The sequence below is a fragment of the Mesorhizobium sp. AR07 genome (genome assembly GCF_024746815.1).
Classification (GTDB): Bacteria; Pseudomonadota; Alphaproteobacteria; order Rhizobiales; family Rhizobiaceae; genus Mesorhizobium.
In genome coordinates, this window is record NZ_CP080525.1 from 561,973 (window position 1) to 581,140 (window position 19,168).

21 protein-coding genes and 1 tRNA gene are annotated in these 19,168 nt (G+C 60.4%); 10 read left to right on the forward strand and 12 right to left on the reverse strand.

The features are described 5' to 3' along the window. Positions 1-5: 5 nt before the first annotated feature. The 5 genes from BPNPMPFG_RS02945 to BPNPMPFG_RS02965 form a co-directional block, all read right to left on the reverse strand. On the reverse strand, positions 6-1,463 hold the full coding sequence (locus BPNPMPFG_RS02945; protein WP_258593174.1) for a hypothetical protein: 1,458 nt from the start codon (positions 1,461-1,463) through the stop codon (positions 6-8). Continuing rightward, a complete protein-coding gene (locus BPNPMPFG_RS02950; protein WP_258593175.1) occupies positions 1,453-2,820 on the reverse strand; it encodes a KGGVGR-motif variant AAA ATPase in 1,368 nt (455 codons plus the stop codon). The genes BPNPMPFG_RS02945 and BPNPMPFG_RS02950 overlap by 11 nt, the downstream gene beginning before the upstream one ends. Positions 2,821-2,861: 41 nt before the next feature. After that, the gene (locus BPNPMPFG_RS02955) at positions 2,862-3,230 is read right to left on the reverse strand and encodes a hypothetical protein (RefSeq protein WP_258593176.1); all 369 of its coding nucleotides are present in this window, start codon (positions 3,228-3,230) and stop codon (positions 2,862-2,864) included. Positions 3,231-3,398: 168 nt separating this feature from the next. Beyond that, positions 3,399-3,484: transfer RNA gene (locus BPNPMPFG_RS02960), tRNA-Leu, on the reverse strand. 283 nt (positions 3,485-3,767) lie between these two features. Next, entirely contained in the window at positions 3,768-4,433 is a 666-nt protein-coding gene (locus tag BPNPMPFG_RS02965; RefSeq protein ID WP_258593177.1) for an outer membrane protein, read from the reverse strand. Positions 4,434-4,655: 222 nt separating this feature from the next. On the opposite strand from BPNPMPFG_RS02965, the gene ade reads away from it, so the two are divergent. Then, on the forward strand, positions 4,656-6,473 hold the full coding sequence (gene ade / locus BPNPMPFG_RS02970; RefSeq protein ID WP_258593178.1) for an adenine deaminase: 1,818 nt from the start codon (positions 4,656-4,658) through the stop codon (positions 6,471-6,473). 67 nt (positions 6,474-6,540) lie between these two features. Here ade and BPNPMPFG_RS02975 read toward each other — a convergent pair whose 3' ends face one another. Together BPNPMPFG_RS02975 and BPNPMPFG_RS02980 are read right to left on the reverse strand one after the other, a co-directional pair. Further along, on the reverse strand, positions 6,541-7,704 hold the full coding sequence (locus BPNPMPFG_RS02975; RefSeq protein ID WP_258593179.1) for an alpha/beta hydrolase: 1,164 nt from the start codon (positions 7,702-7,704) through the stop codon (positions 6,541-6,543). A 134-nt stretch (positions 7,705-7,838) separates the two neighbouring features. Continuing rightward, on the reverse strand, positions 7,839-8,912 hold the full coding sequence (locus BPNPMPFG_RS02980) for an alpha/beta hydrolase (protein ID WP_258593180.1): 1,074 nt from the start codon (positions 8,910-8,912) through the stop codon (positions 7,839-7,841). A gap of 539 nt (positions 8,913-9,451) precedes the next feature. Between BPNPMPFG_RS02980 and ilvA the strand changes: the two genes are divergently transcribed. Together ilvA and BPNPMPFG_RS02990 are read left to right on the forward strand one after the other, a co-directional pair. Next, on the forward strand, positions 9,452-10,708 hold the full coding sequence (ilvA, locus tag BPNPMPFG_RS02985) for a threonine ammonia-lyase IlvA (protein ID WP_258593181.1): 1,257 nt from the start codon (positions 9,452-9,454) through the stop codon (positions 10,706-10,708). Continuing rightward, entirely contained in the window at positions 10,705-11,268 is a 564-nt protein-coding gene (locus BPNPMPFG_RS02990; RefSeq protein ID WP_258593182.1) for a DUF1697 domain-containing protein, read from the forward strand. The genes ilvA and BPNPMPFG_RS02990 overlap by 4 nt, the downstream gene beginning before the upstream one ends. A 6-nt stretch (positions 11,269-11,274) precedes the next feature. Here the strand turns inward: BPNPMPFG_RS02990 and BPNPMPFG_RS02995 are convergent, their stop codons facing one another. After that, positions 11,275-11,568, reverse strand: coding sequence for a DUF2218 domain-containing protein (locus BPNPMPFG_RS02995; RefSeq protein ID WP_258593183.1), 294 nt, complete (start codon positions 11,566-11,568; stop codon positions 11,275-11,277). A 140-nt stretch (positions 11,569-11,708) separates the two neighbouring features. Then, positions 11,709-12,149, reverse strand: a complete 441-nt coding sequence (locus BPNPMPFG_RS03000; RefSeq protein ID WP_258593184.1) for a VOC family protein — start codon at positions 12,147-12,149, stop codon at positions 11,709-11,711. 218 nt (positions 12,150-12,367) lie between these two features. On the opposite strand from BPNPMPFG_RS03000, the gene BPNPMPFG_RS03005 reads away from it, so the two are divergent. The 3 genes from BPNPMPFG_RS03005 (at position 12,368) to BPNPMPFG_RS03015 (ending at position 14,485) form a co-directional block, all read left to right on the forward strand. Then, complete coding sequence (locus BPNPMPFG_RS03005) at positions 12,368-12,964, forward strand: cold-shock protein (protein ID WP_258593185.1); 597 nt, start codon at positions 12,368-12,370, stop codon at positions 12,962-12,964. A 169-nt stretch (positions 12,965-13,133) separates the two neighbouring features. Further along, a complete protein-coding gene (locus BPNPMPFG_RS03010; RefSeq protein WP_258593186.1) occupies positions 13,134-13,697 on the forward strand; it encodes a DUF192 domain-containing protein in 564 nt (187 codons plus the stop codon). A 20-nt stretch (positions 13,698-13,717) separates the two neighbouring features. Further along, a complete protein-coding gene (locus BPNPMPFG_RS03015) occupies positions 13,718-14,485 on the forward strand; it encodes an alpha/beta fold hydrolase (protein ID WP_258593187.1) in 768 nt (255 codons plus the stop codon). A 48-nt stretch (positions 14,486-14,533) separates the two neighbouring features. Here the strand turns inward: BPNPMPFG_RS03015 and BPNPMPFG_RS03020 are convergent, their stop codons facing one another. After that, entirely contained in the window at positions 14,534-15,136 is a 603-nt protein-coding gene (locus tag BPNPMPFG_RS03020; RefSeq protein ID WP_258593188.1) for an HD domain-containing protein, read from the reverse strand. Positions 15,137-15,282: 146 nt separating this feature from the next. On the opposite strand from BPNPMPFG_RS03020, the gene cysE reads away from it, so the two are divergent. After that, complete coding sequence (cysE, locus tag BPNPMPFG_RS03025; RefSeq protein ID WP_056584656.1) at positions 15,283-16,131, forward strand: serine O-acetyltransferase; 849 nt, start codon at positions 15,283-15,285, stop codon at positions 16,129-16,131. A gap of 152 nt (positions 16,132-16,283) precedes the next feature. Beyond that, a complete protein-coding gene (locus tag BPNPMPFG_RS03030) occupies positions 16,284-16,487 on the forward strand; it encodes a DUF3126 family protein (protein WP_008875567.1) in 204 nt (67 codons plus the stop codon). Between the two features lie 51 nt (positions 16,488-16,538). Here BPNPMPFG_RS03030 and BPNPMPFG_RS03035 read toward each other — a convergent pair whose 3' ends face one another. Further along, on the reverse strand, positions 16,539-17,270 hold the full coding sequence (locus BPNPMPFG_RS03035; RefSeq protein WP_258593189.1) for a hypothetical protein: 732 nt from the start codon (positions 17,268-17,270) through the stop codon (positions 16,539-16,541). 125 nt (positions 17,271-17,395) lie between these two features. On the opposite strand from BPNPMPFG_RS03035, the gene BPNPMPFG_RS03040 reads away from it, so the two are divergent. Both BPNPMPFG_RS03040 and BPNPMPFG_RS03045 read left to right on the forward strand, forming a co-directional pair. Beyond that, complete coding sequence (locus BPNPMPFG_RS03040; protein ID WP_258593190.1) at positions 17,396-17,737, forward strand: DUF6949 family protein; 342 nt, start codon at positions 17,396-17,398, stop codon at positions 17,735-17,737. 19 nt (positions 17,738-17,756) lie between these two features. Continuing rightward, positions 17,757-18,284: a gamma carbonic anhydrase family protein gene (locus BPNPMPFG_RS03045; protein ID WP_258593191.1), complete on the forward strand. Its 528-nt coding sequence runs from the start codon at positions 17,757-17,759 to the stop codon at positions 18,282-18,284. Between the two features lie 193 nt (positions 18,285-18,477). On the opposite strand, the gene BPNPMPFG_RS03050 is transcribed toward BPNPMPFG_RS03045, so the two are convergent. Next, positions 18,478-19,086 carry a transglutaminase-like cysteine peptidase gene (locus BPNPMPFG_RS03050; protein ID WP_258593192.1) on the reverse strand — a complete coding sequence of 203 codons (609 nt, stop codon included), beginning with the start codon at positions 19,084-19,086 and terminating at the stop codon, positions 18,478-18,480. Positions 19,087-19,168 lie beyond the last annotated feature (82 nt).

The window sequence follows — 19,168 nt, forward strand, 5'->3', positions numbered from 1 at the left end:
AGCAATTAGGTAGGCGCGACGCCACCCTTTCTGAGAAGGCGCGCCGCAACGCGAAATAGATCGGGCATGTCATATCGCCCATCTGCTCGCCTAGTCAGGACGCCCATTTGAGTGAGTCGTTCAATCAGTTGCTCATCGTTCGTCTGTTCGCTCGAAAATTCAAAAGGTGGAAGAAATTCGCGCGCTGCTGCCTGTGCCATTACTGCGTCCACGGTTTGATTTTCATTCCAGCGATCAACGATAACAGACGCAGTGCAAGGCACCTGAATTCTGGCAAGCGGCGCCAGCACGCGCTTGATCCATTTAAACTCAGTGTCAAGCTGCTCTAGGCGAACCTTCGATGCAGAACGCAAACCATTCCGAATTCCTTCTGCAGTCACTGCTTGGCTTTCGACAAAGGGCGGGGTCTCAGCTGCAGTTCGCATAAGAGTTAAAAAGCTGCGGGGGGTTACCTCTCCATGCCCATCTGCCAGGTGGTTAATCGGCCAGTCATAGGTTCGGCCCTTTTTATGACCTCTGCCCATATATAGGCCAGCAAGCTTACTGAACACTCGCGCTTGTGCGCGTCGATCATAAGAGAGACTCCACCGCCTAATTCCCGCAAGCGTCGGCGGGGGAGCTTTTATATCGCTCTGGCTCAATAGCTCTCTAAAATTCTCTTCGGTCTCAGGGGAAGAATCTGTCGCGATTCTAGAGAAAAACATTCCATAGAGGTTGACAGGCGTCCATCGGAGATTGGTCGCTCCGGCGATCATTTTTGGCAATTCTACAAAGCGTAGGCCAAGGTCTTGCACCTGATCAGGGCGTAGAAACAATTTTGCACGCACCGAACGATATCCACGGATAGACCATGCCACTTCCAACAGCGCATCAGTCAGTTGTCGAAGTCGATGCCATTCAATTGCAAGGCTGTCCAAGGCATCAAAAATAACAACAACACGAGTTCCAGATCCTGCCACGCTGTTATCGGCGGCGTGCATGGCCTCTTCCCAATCTTCCGGATCGGCGAATTCCTGCATCAGACTCCCAATTTTCTCGATTGGAGCATCAGGAGCGAGCGCGGCTCTAACTGCCCTTAAGAGCACACAACGCCAAAGCAAAACCCCTCGAGCGCGCTCCTGTCCCGGCTGCACCTGCGCGTCGATGGTTGCCTTGCTGACGGAACGATCGCCATCGTGGCCCGTAAATCCTAGCCCGATCAGAAGCCGGTCGAGGCCAATTCGTGGATAAGCATGCGCTGCCGCTAGGCGCGTGTCGCGATTTGCCAGTACGCCTGCCCAGAAGCTTTTACCTGCACCCCGCGAGCCGAATACGATCGTCGTGTTCGAATCCAACGCTCCCACATGATGCTCAGGAGCGAAGATTTGCTCAGGCAATGGGCGGTCTTCTCCAGTCGTGCTTGAAGAGGCGCTTGCATCAAGGCGGCCTATCGCCCTCCGCAACGCTCCAAAGTCAATCGCCATTTTCATTTGCCTGTAGACTTGGAAGAAGGGACTCAGCCCAAGCTAGAAGTTCTCCGAAGGTTAGTTCAAACAATTGCGGCGTTAGAAGTGACCGATCCACAATGGGGTCAAAACCCTGATATCGCCTATCGTCCAAAATTTGAATTATGGGCGTCTGTTCGGGCAAAATGTCGGCCAAATCCACCTCTTCGTCGTCAGCCCATTCCATATCAAAGTCTTCCGATGTCAGCGGTTCTGACGTCGAGACGGGCACGATTGCTGCCGCTGGCGACCGGAGAGTTAGGATTTCAAATAAGTCTGCAAAACGAGCGCTGGCCTCACGTTGTGTTTTCGTATCGGTTGAGCATTTTGCATGCACGAATTGAACGCGTTGCCGCCAGTCTTCATATGCCAAACCTTTAAACTGAGCCAAATGTGAAAACAGGAGTTTGTAGCCGAGAAAGGTTTGAGGTTCGTCGATCCCAAAAAATAGAACCTCCGCACCAAGACCGAGTAAGACAGCCGCATTGGTTTCGTGAAGTCCCGCACGTCCGTCTATGAGAATTAAATCATAGTCGCCGGAAGCAGAAAATCGATCGACTAACTCTCGAATTTGACCTGTAAGAGTTGAGATTTCACCGGTGGCACTAATATCTTCCAAATACGCACGAGAAATCTTTGACAAAGCGCCCCGAGGATTTTCAATTGTCGCTCGTCCAATCGCAGGCAGTACTGTGACTTGACCGCCGGAATTTCCTAGAAACGATTTTCCGGTCATCAATGCGATAAATTCATCATCGATCCCAGACATTCCATTCTCTACTAGGTAGTCGAGAGTTCCAAACTTGGGGAGAACGTCAGGGCTGATAAGCATGGTTCCTATGCCTGGGGCTTCCAGATCCAAGTCGACTGCGAGCACTCGCTGACCTCGGCCTGACATGTGGGCTGCGAGAACTGCCAGCGCTGTTGAACGCCCAACTCCGCCTTTTAGGCTGGAGAAGACGATCCGAGGGATTCCCGAAGCCGATTGGGGAGGTAGTAACCAGTCAGCCCCGACAAGGCGCCGATCGAGGAAAAAAATAGAATGATCTCCGACAGAGATTTTTGACCGCTTCTTCGCCTCCTCAAATAGGGACCTGGCGCCGGAACCGTATTTGTCGCGAATGGCGTTTTCGTTTCTAGCATAGCCTCCAAGTGTCTCGGATAATGTGACTTCAAGCCGCTCAAGCTCATCCTCGGCCAATTCTAAATCTACAGCCACAGAAAGCGTACCGATAGCGTCGCGAATAAATGCAGCATTCGCGGCCACATCAGCACCAAACTCGCGAGCGACGAATTCGACTATGGCAGCAAGGCTTTCATCAAAGCGGATTGTCATGATATTTCCTAAATCTCGCCAATAACCGTCGTGGCCTGATCTCACCACAGCGTAACCCAAGCATCCTCAATTAACTTTCCGTCTGAGTAACGCATAGTTACGTCCCAATGCTCCATAAATCTTCCATCATTCGCATACTTAAGAAGATCGTGATGTTTTCGACCTTCGGAGTGATCGCGAATTAACGTCTTCAATTCCTTAAAATGTGCATAGAATGGGTCGTTCCATCGGTATTCTCGAGCCAGCGGCTTAATCCCCAGCGATTGCATTAGCGACTTCAAAGCGCATTCTGCGGCGATCCCAAATAGATATCCGGCAACATCTTTTCGGTGAGTATTTGAGAGTTCGTTTCCCGCGTTCAGGTGACGGTGCGCTGCGGCTCGCATGTTCGTTGGATATGATTTTGGCACATTTTCCCCCTAGCCGCTCCACGATTACGCGCCGCGGTTACTGCAAATGAACAGATGACGGGCGCCGAGTCGAGTAGCGGTGTCGATGAGATCCGGAGCGCTTATCAAAAAGTAACGATCAGGGTGTGGATGCCAAATCGGTAGCCAAAGGTAATCGGAAAAGATTTCTGGTGCGGACGACGGGAATCGAACCCGTACGATCAGAGATCGAGGGATTTTAAGTCCCTTGCGTCTACCAATTCCGCCACGTCCGCAGGCCAGCCCTTTTCAGACGCCAGACACAGGCCGTCAAGTCGTGTTCTTGGCCAAGCCTGAACGCGCAAACAGGCCAGGTGGCGTGGCGATACTGGTGCGATCATCGAATTATGCGCGCCGCGGGCACCGCTAGGATATTTCTCGGCGGATCACATCCGCCAGGCCGGCGCCTCTCAGGCCCAACCCATTCCCCCGCCCACTGGGGGCGTCGGCCGCCTCAAACCGGTAAGATTGTTCTTGGAGCTAGCCCCTTGGCCAGTAGCCTCACGCAGCTGGCATCGTTCAAAACTTGTAGCTCAAATTGATGCCGACCGTGTTCAGCTTCACGTCCTGATCGCGCTCGGTGAAATCGCCGGATGCGTCGTAGTGCTCGGAGCCGAAATCATAGTAGCGGTACTGCGCGCCGACGACGAACTTGTCGGTCAGCGCGTAGTCGACGCCGGCACCCACGGTCCAGCCGACATTCGTGCGTGAACTGTCGAACGCCGTGCCCGCGGCCTGCGAGGTTTCGATGCCGGCGAAAGCGATGCCGCCAATGCCATAGACCAGCAGCCGGTCCATCGCGTAGCCGGCCTTGGCGTTGATCGAGCCGAACCACTTGACGTTGGTGCCGAAAATGTTTCCCGGCTCCGCTTCGGTCGTGCCGTCGATCGAGGCATAGTTGAGGTCGGCTTCGCCGCCGAGCACCGCCTGGTCGAACTGCCACAGGCCGGCGACATGGCCGCCGACAAAACCGCCGTGGATGTCGGGCGAGACGGAAAACGGCGCGCCAGCTCCCCCTGATATATCGGACCGGCCCCAGCCATAGCCCGCCTGCAGGCCGGCATAGTAGCCAGTCCAGTCGAAGCCGGGCGCGGTCATCGGCACTTCGACCGTTGGGTCGGCTGCGAAAGCCGGCACGGCCAGAGCGGCAAGGAAACCGGCACTTGCGACCATCAGGCGACGCATCGAACTCCCCGAATGGCGGTTCAGAAAGGTCCTTGCGGGGACCGTAACCCGATTTTCGACAAAACGGAATTCCATTTCTGACTGCCGCTGATGTGAAGGTTTGGGTAGTCTGGTGAGGGCCGAACAGCCCAAGTGAAGGCCGAACAGGCCTCAGACTATCCACTGTTTGGCGCTGGTCAAAACCACACAGGCTTGGCACAGTCGGGCAAACAGGAGTCTTTCATGGCAAACAAGCCGTCGGTGCACGCGACGAAACCAAAACCGTGGACCGAGATGGCAACACATCTGGTCGATGTCGCCATGGGCCGGAAACCCGCCGATCTCGTCATCCGCAATGGCCGCTGGGTGAACGTTCACTCGGGCGAGATCATCGCCGGCACCGACATCGCCATTGCCGGCGGGCGCTTCGCCTATTGCGGGCCGAACGCCAGCCATGCCATCGGCCAGGGCACCAAGGTGGTCGACGCCGGCGGGCGTTATCTGGTGCCCGGCCTCTGCGACGCGCACATGCATGTCGAGAGCGGCATGGTGACGGTGACCGAGTTCTGCCGCGCCGTCATTCCGCACGGCACCACCTCGATGTTCATCGACCCGCACGAGATTGCCAATGTGCTGGGCCTGCCGGGCGTGCGGCTGATGCATGACGAGGCCGTGGCGATGCCCATCAACGTGCATGTGCAGATGCCGTCCTGCGTGCCTTCGGCGCCGGGGCTGGAACACGCCGGCGCCGAGCTGACGGTCGCCGATGTCGCCGAAGCGATGACCTGGGAAAACATCATCGGCCTGGGCGAAGTGATGAACTTTCCCGGTGTCGTCGCCAACGATCCGGTCATGTCGGGTGAAATCGCCGCTACCGTGAAAGCAGGAAAAACGGTCGGCGGCCACTATGCCTCGCGCGATCTCGGCCTGCCCTTCCATGGCTATGTCGCCGGTGGGCCGGAAGACGACCACGAGGGCACGCGCGCGGAGGATGCCATCGCTCGGGTGCGCCAGGGCATGAAGGCAATGCTGCGGCTGGGTTCGGCCTGGTACGACGTCGCCTCGCAGATCAAGGCGGTGACCGAGAGCGGGCTCGATCCGCGCAACTTCATCCTGTGTACCGACGACAGCCATTCCGGCACGCTGGTCCATGAGGGCCATATGGACCGGGTGGTGCGCCATGCCATCCAACAGGGTTTGAAGCCGGTGACGGCAATCCAGATGGCGACGCTCAACACCGCCCAGCATTTCAAGCTGGAACGCGAGTTGGGTTCGATCGCACCGGGGCGGCTGGCCGACCTGCTGATCGTCTCGGATCTCACCGCGATGACCATCGACGAGGTCTATGCGCGCGGCGTCAGGCTGGCCAAGGCCGGCAAGCTTGAAATCGACATTCCGGCCTATGACTATCCTCGGACGGCCAAGAACACCGTCAAGCTCGGCAAGAAGCTGAAGGCTCGCGATTTCGACATCGCGGCCCCCAAGGGCGCCAACGAGGTGCGCGTGCGGGTCATCGGCGTCATCGAAAACCAGGCGCCGACGCGGGCGCTGGAAGCCGACCTGCCGGTCGAGGACGGGCTGGTCGCCATGGATCGCCGCAACGATGTCTGCCAGATCGCGCTGGTCGAGCGCCATCGGGGCACCGGCGGCGTCACCAACGCCTTTGTCTCCGGCTTCGGCTACATGGACGACTGCGCCATGGCCTCCAGCGTCGCGCATGACGCCCACCACATCATCGTCGTCGGCACCAACAAGCAGGACATGGCGCTGGCCGTGAATCGGCTGGGGGAAGTCGGCGGCGGCGTCGTGCTGTTCTCCAAGGGCAAGGAACTGGCGCTGGTCGAAATGCCGATCGCCGGGCTGATGTCGGACGAGCGGGCGGAGATTGTCGCGGCCAAGGCCGAGAAGCTCACCGAGGCGATGCGCAAGATGGGCTGTTCACTGAACAACGCCTACATGCAGCACTCGCTGCTGGCGCTGGTCGTCATTCCGGAACTGAGGATTTCCGATGTCGGGCTGATCGATGTGACGACTTTCCAGAAGGTCGACCTGTTCGTCTAGCCTATGTCGATATTCGGGTGAGGACGGCCTGACCCGAATCTCAACACACCCTGGCGCTTGATGGCACTCAGCCGCCAGTTGCGATGGTCAGCACCTTGAACGGTGTGGTGATGACGATCTCGGCAACCGAGCCGACGGCCTTGCCGAGGCCCTGGCCGAGATTGTTGAGCTGCGCCGGAGGGGTTTCGTCCGAGGCCAGGCCGGCAGGCGTGCGCAAGCTGTCGCCAAGCAATTGCACCAGGAATGGATTGTCGGCGAACTTGGCATGGTTCAAGCGGTCGCCGCCTTTGACCTGCGTCAGGTCGACCACGGACACGCCGTAGCTGGCGAGGTCCGCCGCATTGGCATAGTCGCCGACACGCGGCTTGTCGCCGGAGATCAGGCTGGACAGTTTCAGAGCACGATCGTCGCCTGAAAGCAGGATGGCGAAGGGCTTGGTCGGCTTGCCGTAGCGCATCATCTGTTTCTTGAAGACATCGACATCGATGTCCGGCGACGCCAGGACGACACGCCCGAGCTTGCCGCCGAGATCGCGGTCGCCAGTGATGGCGAGCTGGCGCAGCGCTTCCATCGTCACCCAGGTTCCCATGGAATGGGCGATGATGTCGATGCTCTTGACCCGCGTCCTGGCCAGCATCCTGAGCGTCGCCTCGAGGTCGTCGCGCGCCGCGTTGGCGCTTTCCTTGTCGTAGATATAACCGGTCGTCTTGCCGCTCGAAGCCCACGAGAACAGCACCGGCGTACCGGGATATTTGGTGTCGTGGACGATCTGCGTCAGCCGGTAGATGCCGTCGTCGAAGCCGTTGTTGAAACCGTGCACGAAAACCAGCGCACGGTCGCCGCGCATGGCGATGTCGGCGCCGACCGCCTTGGCGAATTGCGGCGCGCCTTCGTAGAAGGTGACGTCCTTGGCGGTGAAATCCTTGACCGGATTGCTGTTTGCCGATCCCTTGGCGCGCTCGATGGCGCCCACTTGATGGCTTTTGGGAACGGTCATGTCGACACGTGCAAAGCTTGTGGTCAGCGAGCGGTCGCCGTCATAGACCTGTCGCGGGTCCTTTGTTGCCCTCTGGCGTGTCGTCGCAACGAAGATATCATGCGTCGCCGCGATGTCGGAAGCGGGCACTGCGACCGTCGTTTTGTTGAGCAGATCATGTGTGTTCTGGCCGGCGCAGCCGGCGACAGCAAGCGCGAACGCGACGATGACGAAACTCTTCAAACGCAGGGTCACGCGCCGGCTCCCGCAAAGGGGGACGTCGAATGAATGACGTCGATGGTTACCCCGATAAAGCCAGAGGCCGGCGCGGTCCAGTTCAAAGTGAGCCGGTACGTCCGCAGTGCTGAACGGCGCCCCCGGAACCGCATCTATTGGCCGAGCAGGCCGATGCGATCGGTCACGTCTCGGTCGCTGGCAAAGCCGTCATCCTCGCGCAGCCGCTGGCCGATCATCTTCACCAGTTCCGGATTGTCTGCGAATTTCGTGTGGTTGAAGCTGTCGGTTCCCTTGACCTTGGAGAGGTCGACGACCGTCACGCCGTATGAGGCAAGGTCGGCCGCATCCTTGTAGTCGCCGACGCGCGGCCGTGAGCCGGCAATCAGGCCGGAAAGTCTCAATGCCCGATCGTCGTCGGACAACAGCAGGATGAACGGCTTGTCCGGTTTGCCGTAGCGCCGCATCTGGCTCTTGAACACATCGACATCGATGTCGGGCGAGGCCAGCACCACGTCGCCAAGCTTGCCGCCGAGATCGCGGTCGCCGCTTATGGCCATCTGGCGCAGCGTTTCCATGGTCACCCAGGTTCCCATCGAATGCGCGACAATGTCGATGCGCCGCGCGCCGGACTGCTGCAGCATCCTCAGTGTCACTTCCAGCTGGTCACGCGCCGCGCTGGCGCTTTCCTTGTCGTAGACATAGTCGGTGGTCCTGGCGCCCGAAGCCCAGGAAAACAGCACAGGTGTGCCCGGATAGCCGGAATCATGGACGATCTGGGTCAGGCGGTAGACTGCGGCGTCGAAGCCGGTGTTGTAGCCATGCACGAAGACCATGACGCGGCCGCCGCGCGCCGCGATGTCGGCGTTGAGCGCGCCGGAGAATTTCGGCTGTGTGTCGTAGCCGACGACTTCGGAAGCCATGAAATACTTGGCCGGGTCGTTCGATTTGCCGCGCGAACGGCGCTCGATCTGACCGGTCTGGTGGGAACCTGGGACAGTGACGTTGACGCGGGCGTAATTCAGCGTGGCCGAGCGTTCGCCGTCGAAAACCTTGTTGGGATCGTCGGACTTCTTGCGCGTCGTGGCAATGAAGATGCTGTGGTTGCCGGCAATCTCCGTCACCGGGGCAGCTATGATGGCGCTGCCAAGCAGTTCCTGTGTTTGCGGGCCGGCGCAGCCGGCGACGAGCAAGGCAAGGACAACGGCAAGGGTCTTCTTCAAAGGCACTTAGAAATTCCCACTCCGGCCAAAGGCCTGTCTACCCCCGCGCCATCTCCCGGACAGGCAGAGTGCGGCAGAACTAAGTCGTGTCCGGCCGAAACCCGGTCTGCGCCTGACTACAGCCATCGCACTGTGGCGCGAAAGCCAAAATGGCGGCAGAAATGCCGGAATGTTGGAGAAAGGCAGCACCTCCGCCTTGAGGCCGATACCAAGCACATCCGCCATGAAGGCACGCCGTGCCTCGATGCGGCGTCAGGCTTCGGGATAGCGCGCCGCGATCTCTTCGCGCAGCGTCTCGTCGGCGAGCGCGATGCCGTCCTCGATGTTGACGCGACGGGCATGAACAAACGCCTCCAAGTGCTTGCAGGGATTCTGGAATGCCCGTTGCGGAGGGGTATGAATGGCCGGACGATGGCGTCGCGGGGCCGGATATGCAATAGGCTGAAACGGGCGGCAAGACGGCAAGGCGCGCAGGAAAACGCCGTTGCGCGGCCCGATCAATGATAGAGGCCCGCCGGCAACGTGCGGTGCGAGGTGGTTTTCCGATGAACAGCTTCTCTTCCCGCGTTGCCGTCGCTGCCGCCGCGATCCGCCAGATCTTTCCGGAAACGCCGCTGCAGGAAAACGACTATCTGTCGAAAAAGACCGGTGCGCGGGTGCTGCTCAAGCGCGAGGACCTGTCGCCGGTACGCTCCTACAAGATCCGTGGCGCCTTCAACTTCTTCCGCAAGACTCTCGCGGCGGGCAATGAAGCCGAACTGTTCGTCTGCGCCTCCGCCGGCAACCATGCGCAGGGCTTCGCCTTCGTCTGCCGTCATTTCGGCAAAAAGGGCGTGGTGTTCATGCCGGTGACGACGCCGCAGCAGAAGATCGACAAGACCAGGCTGTTCGGCGGCGAGTTCGTCGAGATCAGGCTGGTCGGCGATTTCTTCGACGATTGCTACCGCGCGGCCTTCGAATTCACCGAAAGTTCCGGCGCCCACATGGTGCCGCCCTTCGACCACAAGGACATCATCGAGGGCCAGGCGACTGTCGCCTACGAGATATCAGACCAGATGCCGGGCGCACGCATGCCCGACATCATCATGCTGCCGGTCGGCGGTGGCGGGCTCGCCGCCGGCGTCACCCATTATTTCGCCGATCAGGGCCGGGAAGCGCGCTTCGTCTTCTGCGAGCCAGCCGGTGCGCCAAGCCTGCGCGAAAGCCTGTCTGCCGGAAAGCGCTTGAAGCTCGCCAAGGTCGACAATTTCGTCGATGGCGCGGCGGTCGCCGAGATCGGCCGCGAGCCGTTGCGGCATCTCAAGGATTTTCCTGCCGACACTGTGCGGCTGATCCCGGAAAACCGGCTCTGCGCCACCATGATCGAGATGCTCAACGTCGAAGGCGTCGTGCTGGAGCCGGCCGGCGCGCTGGCGATCGACGCGCTGAAGGACTTTTCGAAGAAGGAGATCAGGGGCAAGACCATCGTCGCCGTGGTTTCGGGTGGCAATTTCGACTTCGAGCGGCTGCCGGACGTCAAGGAACGGGCGCTGCGCTTCGAGGGCCTGAAGAAATACTTCATCATCCGCTTTCCGCAGCGGCCGGGCGCGCTGCGCGATTTCCTCGAACTGCTCGGTCCCGACGACGACATCGCCCGCTTCGAATATCTGAAGAAATCGGCGCGCAATTTCGGTTCGGTGCTGATCGGCATCGAAACCAGGGACCGCCGCAATTTCGACCTGCTCAAGGCGAACTTTGAAGCCGAGGGTGTCCAGTATCAGGACATCACCGACAACGAGACATTGGCCGGGTTCATCATATGAGCGGCACGGCAGGAAAAACCTTCATCGCGCTGTTTTCCGGCATCAATGTCGGCGGCAATCGCATCGTCAAGATGGCGGAGTTGCGGTCGTTCTTCGAGGATCTCGGCTTTTCCGATGTCGCCACCTATGTGCAGAGCGGCAATGCCGTGTTCCGGGCGAAGAAGGGTGGCTCAGCGACGCTGACGAAGCAGATCGAGGCAGCCTTCGAGAAGAAATGGGGATTTCATTCGCGCATCATGGTGCGCGATCTCGGCTGGTTCGAGCGGCTTGTGGCGGACAACCCGTACCCGGATATCTCAGAAGAACCAACCAAGCTCCATGCCTATGCGTTGGAGCGCGAGCCGACCGCCGATGAGGTGGCGAGGCTGGCCGAAAAGTGCACCGGCCCCGAACGGTTCGAGATCAAGGGTGACGTGCTCTATCTGCACGCGCCGGACGGGCTCGGCAAATCGGTGTTTGCCAATCTGATCCCGCGCACGCTGAAGGTGCCGGGCACCGCGCGCAACTGGCGCTCGGTGCTGGCGCTGCTGGAGATGGCCGCTCAGGCTGATGGAAAGTAGACCAGCTTATACCGCCGTGGCGGGCTTCCAGTCGAAGGTTAGCTCTTCGCGGAAAGCAAAACGCTTGATGTGATCGGCAACGACGCTTTCCAGGCGCTCGAGCGATCCGCCTTCGTCAGTCGACACTGTGACATGCAACGCGCTCGCATCGGCATCCATGACGGTGCGGCCCAGCGAGAGATCGATCGTGCCATGGTGCGGGTCGAACTCGACGGGGAATTTATGCGCCCAGTGCTTGCACAGCTGCTGCAAATAGCGGCTGGCATGTTCGGTGGCGACATCGGCATGGCTGGTCGGCATGAGTGAATTCTCCGGGAGGGCAGGCGCCCATTGCATGGATAGGGCGCCAGATTTTCCATGTTGGCGCGACAGCGGGCAGATAGGTGCCGTCGCGCAAAACGCCAAAAGGCAGCCGGGCGATTTTCCGCTGGGGTCGAGGCCTACCAGCTCCCGGTGTTCGCCATTGAAGCCCAGGGTTCGGCCTTGGCCTTGGCCGGGCCTTTCTGCAAGAGCTCGATCGAGATGCCGTCCGGCGACCTGATGAAGGCCATGTTGCCGTCGCGCGGCGGCCGGTTGATGATGACGCCGTTGTCCATCAGATGCTGGCAGGTGGCGTAGATGTCGTCGACCTCATAGGCGAGGTGGCCGAAATTGCGCCCGCCCTTGTAGTCTTCCGGGTCCCAGTTGTAGGTCAGTTCGACCAGCGGCGCCTTTTCGTTGATGCCGCTCTCCTTGTCTTCCGGCGCGGCGAGGAAGATCAGCGTGAAGCGGCCCTGCTCGTTTTCGTAGCGGCGCACCTCCTTGAGGCCGAGCTTGGCACAGTAGAAATCGAGCGAGGCATCGACGTCGGCGACGCGGACCATGGTGTGCAGATAGCGCATGTGATTTCCTCGACAAATTGGGTTGCGGCGCAACATAGGGTCGACCCGGCCAAAGGGCAATCGGTGGGCACTGCGCAATGCCGGCAAAGAACAAATCCGGTATTCCCCCAATGAACCGTGAAAAAAGGCACGTCAGGTCTTGCACACACCGGAAGCCGCGGTGTTAATCTGGTGTCAAGAATCAGTTGCGGTGTTCTTGAGAATAAGGGGGCATTCTTATGGGGGAAAAGGCCTCTTTGACGGGGCGGGACGGAACCCTTGGCGACGCGTTGAAGCATGACGAAGGCGGCGACGCCGCTGATCTGCTCGAGATAGCCGGCGCCATAAAGTGGTTCGATGTGGCCAAGGGCTACGGTTTCATCCTTCCGGATGACGGCATCTCGGGCGACATCCTCCTCCATGTGACATGTCTTCGAAGGGATGGCTTCCAGACGGCCCTGGAGGGTGCGCGCGTGGTCTGCCTCGTCAAGCATGGCGATCGCGGATTGCAGGCCTTCCGGGTGCTGTCCATGGACATCACCACCGCGGTGCATCCAGCCGAGCTGCAGGAGCAGCGCACCCATGCCGCGGTGACGCCGGAAAGCGGCCTCGAACGCGCTTTGGTGAAATGGTTCAACCGCACCAAGGGGTTTGGTTTTCTCACCCGCGGCGAGGGCACCGAGGACATTTTTGTCCACATGGAAACGCTGCGGCGCTACGGCATCACCGAGCTTCGACCGGGACAGGTCGTGCTGGTTCGTTTTGGACGCGGCGACAAAGGCCTTATGGCTGCCGAAATTCACCCCGATATGGGCACCTTGCCGGTTTCGCACTAAGGTGTGTTGATATTCATGCGACGCCGGCCTGCGAACGGCAGTCTTGTGCGCTTCCGGTGCTCACGTACTTCAAGTACGCTCCGCTCCGGTTCTCGAAAAACCGCCATTCTCGGCTCGGCATGACCTGAATCTCAACACATCTTAGGACGATTTCGGTCGAGGATTTTGAATGGCTCTCAGGAACTGGCTGACGGCGGGTGTGGTGTGCGCCATTGTCGCCGTGGTCGTGGCCGCTGGCACCTACTTCTATTCCGAACGGCCGACCGCTGCCGACAGCCGGGCGATGATTCTTGCCGTCGATCCGAAGCCGCTGATTGTGGTGACGAAAGGCGGCGATCGCTCTTTTTCCATTGAAATCGCCGAGACCGCCGCCGAGCGTGAAGCTGGGCTGATGTACCGCCAGGACATGGCGGACAATCATGGCATGTTGTTCGTCTTCGAAATTCAGCAGCAGGTCGGCTTCTGGATGCAGAACACCCCGATGCCGCTTGATCTGATCTTCGTCGGCCAGGACGGCAGGATCCGCGCGATCAAGCACGGCGAGCCGCAATCCGAGGCCGTCATTTCACCTGGTGTGCCGGTGCGTTTCGTGCTCGAGCTCAAGGCTGGCACCGCCGCCAGGAACGGCATCGAGTATGGCGACCTGTTGCGCCATCCGGCCGTTGGCACGGCGTCTGGTCCTGGCGTGCCGCCATCGGACAATGACGATGCGCCCAACGGCGGTGCCGGTTGAGCGTGGGAGCGGCACAGCCGATGCAGTTTTTCACCCATGACGGCTTCGATCTTGCCTTCCTCGACCGCCAGCCGGCGTCGGGTAAGGGCGATCCGGTGCTCATGATTCACGGGTTTGCTTCGAGCCACTATGTCAACTGGGTATCGCCCGGCTGGTTCAAGACCCTGAACGATGCCGGTTACCGCGCCATTGCCTTTGACAATCGCGGCCATGGCTCGTCGTCCAAGAGTTATGACGAGGCCGATTACACGCCGGCCAGGATGGCCTCGGATGCCGCAGCCTTGCTCGGCCATCTCGGCATCGGGCGCGCCCATGTCATGGGCTATTCGATGGGTGCGCGCATTGCGGCGTTCCTGGCGCTGTCCGACCCCGACAAGGTGGCGACGCTGGTCTTCGGCGGTCTCGGCATTGGCATGATCGACGGTGTCGGCGATTGGGACCCGATCGCAACCGCCCTGCTTGCCGAAGATCCGGCCACGGTTACCCATCGGCGCGGCCGATCGTTTCGCGCCTTCGCCGACCAGACCCGCAGCGACCGCCGGGCGCTGGCCGCCTGTATCGCCACCTCGCGGGAATTGCTGAGCGAGGACGATATTGCCCGCATCGCCCAGCCGACGCTGATCGCCGTCGGCACGACGGACGACATTGGCGGCTCGCCCGATGAACTCGCGGCATTGATGCCGAATGCCAGGGCCTTCCACATCGAGGGCCGCGACCATATGCTGGCCGTAGGCGACAAGGCCTTCAAGCAGCGCGTGCTGGAGTTCTATGCCGAGAATCCGCTCTGAGCGGACGGCAAAGGAGAGCGCGCAACATAGCGCCTTTACCTAATGGCCTCAGCCTGCGGTGAGCGCCTCCAGCGACCGCGCCATATTAGCTCTGGCCTGCTGTTCGAACCGTTGCCGGAATTCCTCGGTGTGGAAAATATGCGGGCGGGCGAGGAAATTGTTCAGGACCGCGCCGCGGCCAGCCCGCCACATCGGCTCCTCCACCCAGGCATATTCGCGCCGCACGGCGCGCTCATAGGCGTCGAAGGCATCCGGCGCAGCGCCCAGGATCGACAGATCCATATCGAGGAAAAGACTGGCGTCCCGTACGGCCGTCGCGTCGTCAAACAGCGGCGGCTGGTGCGTGGCGGTAGCGACGATCATCGCCGAGATGCGGTCGAGCCGCCTGGCGTCAACGCGCCCCACGAGCTCTTTCTCGGCAAGGGCGGCACTTTGCGCCTCGTTGTCCTTGGCCTTGCTGTCATAGATGGCATCATGGAACCAGATCGCCGCTTCGACGGCTTCGGGGTCGCCGACCAACCCTCGATAGTCGCCAGCCAACGCCAGCATCGCCTCGATATGGGCAAGGTTGTGGTAGTGGCGGTCTTGCGCGCGATAGAGCGCCGAAAGCTCGCTTTTCAGCGCATCGTCCATCAAGGGTTCGTTTTCCATGGCTGCTTGAATTCCCGCGAACCAAATCCATTTGACAAAGCACTAAGGAAAATTGAGTTCAATCGTGCTATGATCTGGCTTATATGTGCCGCCAGACGACAGGCAAGCACAACAGGCAGCCCGGCAGGACGCAGGACGAGACGGCGATGAACAGCATCAGCATTTCCCGACACAGCGCATTGCAGCCGGTCGATCCGATCTGGCGCTCGATCCGTGACGAGGCGATGGAGGCGGTCAACCGCGACCCGCTGCTGGCCGCGTTCCTCTATTCGACCATCCTCAACCAGGACAGCCTGGAAGAAGCGGTCATCCATCGGCTGGCAGAGCGGCTCGACCATCAGGACATCGGCTCCGATCTCATCCGCCAGACCTTCAAGTCGATGCTGGCCGACGACAAGGACTGGCCGACGACCGTGCGTGTCGACATCCAGGCCTATTACGATCGCGATCCGGCCTGCGACCGCTTCATCATGCCGGTGCTCTATTTCAAGGGCTTTCACGCCATCCAGACGCATCGGCTGGCGCATTGGCTGTGGAACCAGGGCCGCAAGGATTTCGCGCTTTATCTGCAGAGCCGTTCGTCCTCGGTCTTCCAGACCGACATCAACCCGGCCGCCCGCATCGGCAAGGGCATTTTCATCGACCACGCCACCGGCCTCGTCGTCGGCGAGACCGCGGTCATCGAGGACGACGTGTCGATATTGCACGGCGTGACGCTGGGCGGCACCGGCAAGGCCGGCGGCGACCGTCACCCCAAGATCCGCTACGGCGTGCTGATCGGGGCCGGCGCCAAGATCCTCGGCAACATCGAAATCGGCCATTGCTCGAAGATCGCCGCGGGCTCGGTGGTGCTGTCGCCAGTGCCGCACAACAAGACGGTCGCCGGTGTGCCGGCCCGCGTCGTCGGCGAGACCGGCTGCGATCAGCCGTCGCGCCAGATGGACCAGCTTCTGCCGTCGCAGACGATGGATCAGGTCGTCAGCTTCGACATCTGATTTTCTCAAGGTCGCTGACCGCGGCCGGATTCCGGCCGTGGGTGGGAGTGGGCGGTTGTTCTCGCCTTATCAGGCCGCTTGCCTTTACATCGCCATCGTCGACGTGCCAGAAGCGCGTTCGAACGAGCAAGCCCGATGATCGGAGAAGACTGTTGAAGCCGGACGAAATCAGAAAGCTGGACGCCTATTTCAAGCGCGTCTTCCAGAACCCCAAGATCGAGGTCAAGGCACGGCCGCGCAAGGACGATTCGGCCGAAGTCTATGTCGGCGACGAATTCCTCGGCATCGTCTTCAAGGATGAGGACGACGGCGACTACAATTTTTCGATGGCGATCCTCGACATCGATCTGGCCTGAGCCCGCGCACTCGGCGGGCCGGGCCTACGCGGCCAGCAGCCGCCCTCCCTCTCAATGTCCGGTCTTCAGGATCCGTACGGCTTCGGTCGCGATCGACGCGTCAAGCGCCTGCCAATCGCCGAGAAACTCCTTGGGAAAGCGATAGGTGAGGCTGAGATCCTCGCCAACCAGGATGTCCCGCTCGCAGGGGGCCAGCGATTCCTCGGCATTCGGCCCGCTCAGGCAGCGAGCGACGAACGGGGCCTTGCCGGGGCGCTTGCCGACAACCAGCACCTCGTTCAAATAGCCTGATTTCTCGTTGAAACCATACACCGTCGTGCCGTCAGGTCCCGGAATGCCGGGCTGGACGATCAGCGCGCTGTAGATCGGTGCGAAGCGGCCACTCATGTCTCGCGACATCATCTGCTGTTCGAGGGACAGGAAGATGATGTTCTTGGCTATTCCCATGTGATTGAAATCGTCGCGCGCGGCTTCGCTGTAGCCGTCCATCTGGGGATATCGCAGATAGAGATCCAGCCGCGAGGCGATGCCGTCGCGCCGGGCCTGGGCGAAACGAATGGCATTGGCCGGGACAGTGATGACGTTGTTGCCGATCACCACCCGGTGGATCGTCGCATCGTCGGTGTATCCGGCCATGGCGATCGAATGGCCGAACCATTTGCCGCCAAGGCTGATCGTTGCCGACAGCAAGGCCAACACCGCGAACGCGTAGAACACCCGCCTCATCAGCCTGGAATCGACCACGGTGAGTGCCGGGCCTTCCGCGATCTCTGCCTGCTTCATCTCAGTCCTCGGATCTCGGCCGCCTGTCCACCTTCTTGTGTCCCTGGTCGGCACACATCGCACGGCACGGCTCTTGCTGCCTTCGTGGAACGACTGTGCAATTTCATGGTAAACGGAACGTAAAGATGGGCTTGCTGGAACTCACTCTGTTCGCTTTTGTCGTCGGGCTGACGGCCTGCGGTCTGGCCGGATCGACGATGGAGCTGGTGTCGGGCCGCAAGGTTGCCTTTGCCGAACCTTATGTGTCGCCGTCGCATGTGCTGCGCTCGCTGCTCGCCACCGCCTGTGCCGGGCCTTTCATGCTGGTCAACGATGCCCTCGACGCCCGGCGCGCGCGCCGCATTTCGACGGTGGCGCTGATGTCCTGCGGCTGCACGGCGATTGCTTGGGTCTTGGCGCTTGGCATCGTCGTGCTGGCCATTGCCTCATGGACGATCGGTCTCCTAGGCTCCAACCTTCCAGCCTGAGACGATTCGGAGACCAACAATGCCGCTTTATGCGATCGATGGAACAGAGCCCAGCTTCGCGGATGCGGACTCAAACTGGATCGCGCCCGATGCGACGCTGATCGGCGACGTACGCGTCGGCCGCAACGCAGGCTTCTGGTTCGGTGTCGTCATCCGCGGCGACAACGAGCCGATCACAATCGGCGCCGACACCAATGTGCAGGAACACACGGTCATGCACACCGATCCCGGCTTTCCCTTGACGATTGGCCAGGGATGTACGATCGGCCACCGCGCCTTGCTGCATGGCTGCACGATCGGCGACAACAGCCTGATCGGCATGGGCGCCATCGTGCTGAACGGTGCCAGGATCGGCAGGAACTCGCTGGTCGGCGCTGGTGCGCTGGTTACCGAAGGCAAGGAATTTCCCGACAATTCGCTGATCGTCGGCTCGCCGGCCAAGGCGATCAGGCTGCTGGACGACGCGGCCGTGACAAGATTGCGCGGTTCGGCCGCGCACTACGTCGCCAATGGCAAACGCTTCAAGGCGGGGCTGAAAAAAGTCTGAACCTTCCACTCCGCCAGAAATGGCGGAGCCGGCCCGGGGACGGGGCCGGCTCCTTGACCCGGTCGTTGGGGACGGGGAGGGTGGGGACTCGACCGGGTTTCTCCTTAAGCGCGTCGCATCCACGTGACGCGCTTAACCTCTGTTATGTGCATCTCGTTATCCCAAAACGGCTTCGCGCTTTTGGCGACATGCATTAGCGAACGCTGGCGACCGCGTCGGAACGGCCGTCGTTGATCGTCACCCAAACGCCGGAATTCTGGTCGGACTGGCGCTTGAGATAGGTGTAGTCGGTATCGGTCCAGGACAGCACCTTGGTTTGCAGATTGTCGAGGATGAATTCTCCGAGGCTGGTGCGCACGGTCAGCACCGCATGGCCATCGCCATTCGGCTGGCGCGCAACCGTCATCAGCAGATTGCCGGCGGGCACGCCCGCATCCATCAATTCGCGGCGCTTTTCCAGCGCGTAATCCTCGCAGTCGCCATAGCCATTGTCGGGATAGGACCAGTATTCCTCGACACCGTAGTTCTCCATGTCGGTGCGCGGCTTGATCCTGGTGTTGACCGAATTGTTGATGTTGACGATCGTCGCCCAGAGTTTGCGGGTCAGCTCGACCGGCGCGCCCTTGGGCGTCCTTTCGCTGCATTCGCCAGGAATGCGCTGGCAGAATTCATAATGGCCAACAGGCTGCGTGGTGCGGCCGCCGGTGTGCATATAGGCCGGTCCCGCGGCATATGCTGATCCCCAGGCGGAAAGCTGCATCGCCATTGCCACCAGCAACAGCTTGCCCCTCGTTTTCTTCATTGTTGTAGTCTCCCCGTTCGAAGGAGACATTGCCACATGTGGATTTATTCGACGCAAAAGCGCGAAGTAGATATTGAGTAAA

Bases quoted from the DNA above. Each gene is read 5' to 3' on its own strand.
- BPNPMPFG_RS02945 (WP_258593174.1), bottom strand. From the start codon at position 1,463: ATGGCGATTGACTTTGGAGCGTTGCGGAGGGCGATAGGCCGCCTTGAT.
- BPNPMPFG_RS02950 (WP_258593175.1), bottom strand. From the start codon at position 2,820: ATGACAATCCGCTTTGATGAAAGCCTTGCTGCCATAGTCGAATTCGTC.
- BPNPMPFG_RS02965 (WP_258593177.1), bottom strand. From the start codon at position 4,433: ATGCGTCGCCTGATGGTCGCAAGTGCCGGTTTCCTTGCCGCTCTGGCC.
- ade (WP_258593178.1), top strand. From the start codon at position 4,656: ATGGCAAACAAGCCGTCGGTGCACGCGACGAAACCAAAACCGTGGACC.
- ilvA (WP_258593181.1), top strand. From the start codon at position 9,452: ATGAACAGCTTCTCTTCCCGCGTTGCCGTCGCTGCCGCCGCGATCCGC.
- BPNPMPFG_RS02990 (WP_258593182.1), top strand. From the start codon at position 10,705: ATGAGCGGCACGGCAGGAAAAACCTTCATCGCGCTGTTTTCCGGCATC.
- BPNPMPFG_RS02995 (WP_258593183.1), bottom strand. From the start codon at position 11,568: ATGCCGACCAGCCATGCCGATGTCGCCACCGAACATGCCAGCCGCTAT.
- BPNPMPFG_RS03000 (WP_258593184.1), bottom strand. From the start codon at position 12,149: ATGCGCTATCTGCACACCATGGTCCGCGTCGCCGACGTCGATGCCTCG.
- BPNPMPFG_RS03005 (WP_258593185.1), top strand. From the start codon at position 12,368: ATGGGGGAAAAGGCCTCTTTGACGGGGCGGGACGGAACCCTTGGCGAC.
- BPNPMPFG_RS03010 (WP_258593186.1), top strand. From the start codon at position 13,134: ATGGCTCTCAGGAACTGGCTGACGGCGGGTGTGGTGTGCGCCATTGTC.
- BPNPMPFG_RS03015 (WP_258593187.1), top strand. From the start codon at position 13,718: ATGCAGTTTTTCACCCATGACGGCTTCGATCTTGCCTTCCTCGACCGC.
- BPNPMPFG_RS03020 (WP_258593188.1), bottom strand. From the start codon at position 15,136: ATGGAAAACGAACCCTTGATGGACGATGCGCTGAAAAGCGAGCTTTCG.
- cysE (WP_056584656.1), top strand. From the start codon at position 15,283: ATGAACAGCATCAGCATTTCCCGACACAGCGCATTGCAGCCGGTCGAT.
- BPNPMPFG_RS03035 (WP_258593189.1), bottom strand. From the start codon at position 17,270: ATGAAGCAGGCAGAGATCGCGGAAGGCCCGGCACTCACCGTGGTCGAT.
- BPNPMPFG_RS03040 (WP_258593190.1), top strand. From the start codon at position 17,396: ATGGGCTTGCTGGAACTCACTCTGTTCGCTTTTGTCGTCGGGCTGACG.
- BPNPMPFG_RS03045 (WP_258593191.1), top strand. From the start codon at position 17,757: ATGCCGCTTTATGCGATCGATGGAACAGAGCCCAGCTTCGCGGATGCG.
- BPNPMPFG_RS03050 (WP_258593192.1), bottom strand. From the start codon at position 19,086: ATGAAGAAAACGAGGGGCAAGCTGTTGCTGGTGGCAATGGCGATGCAG.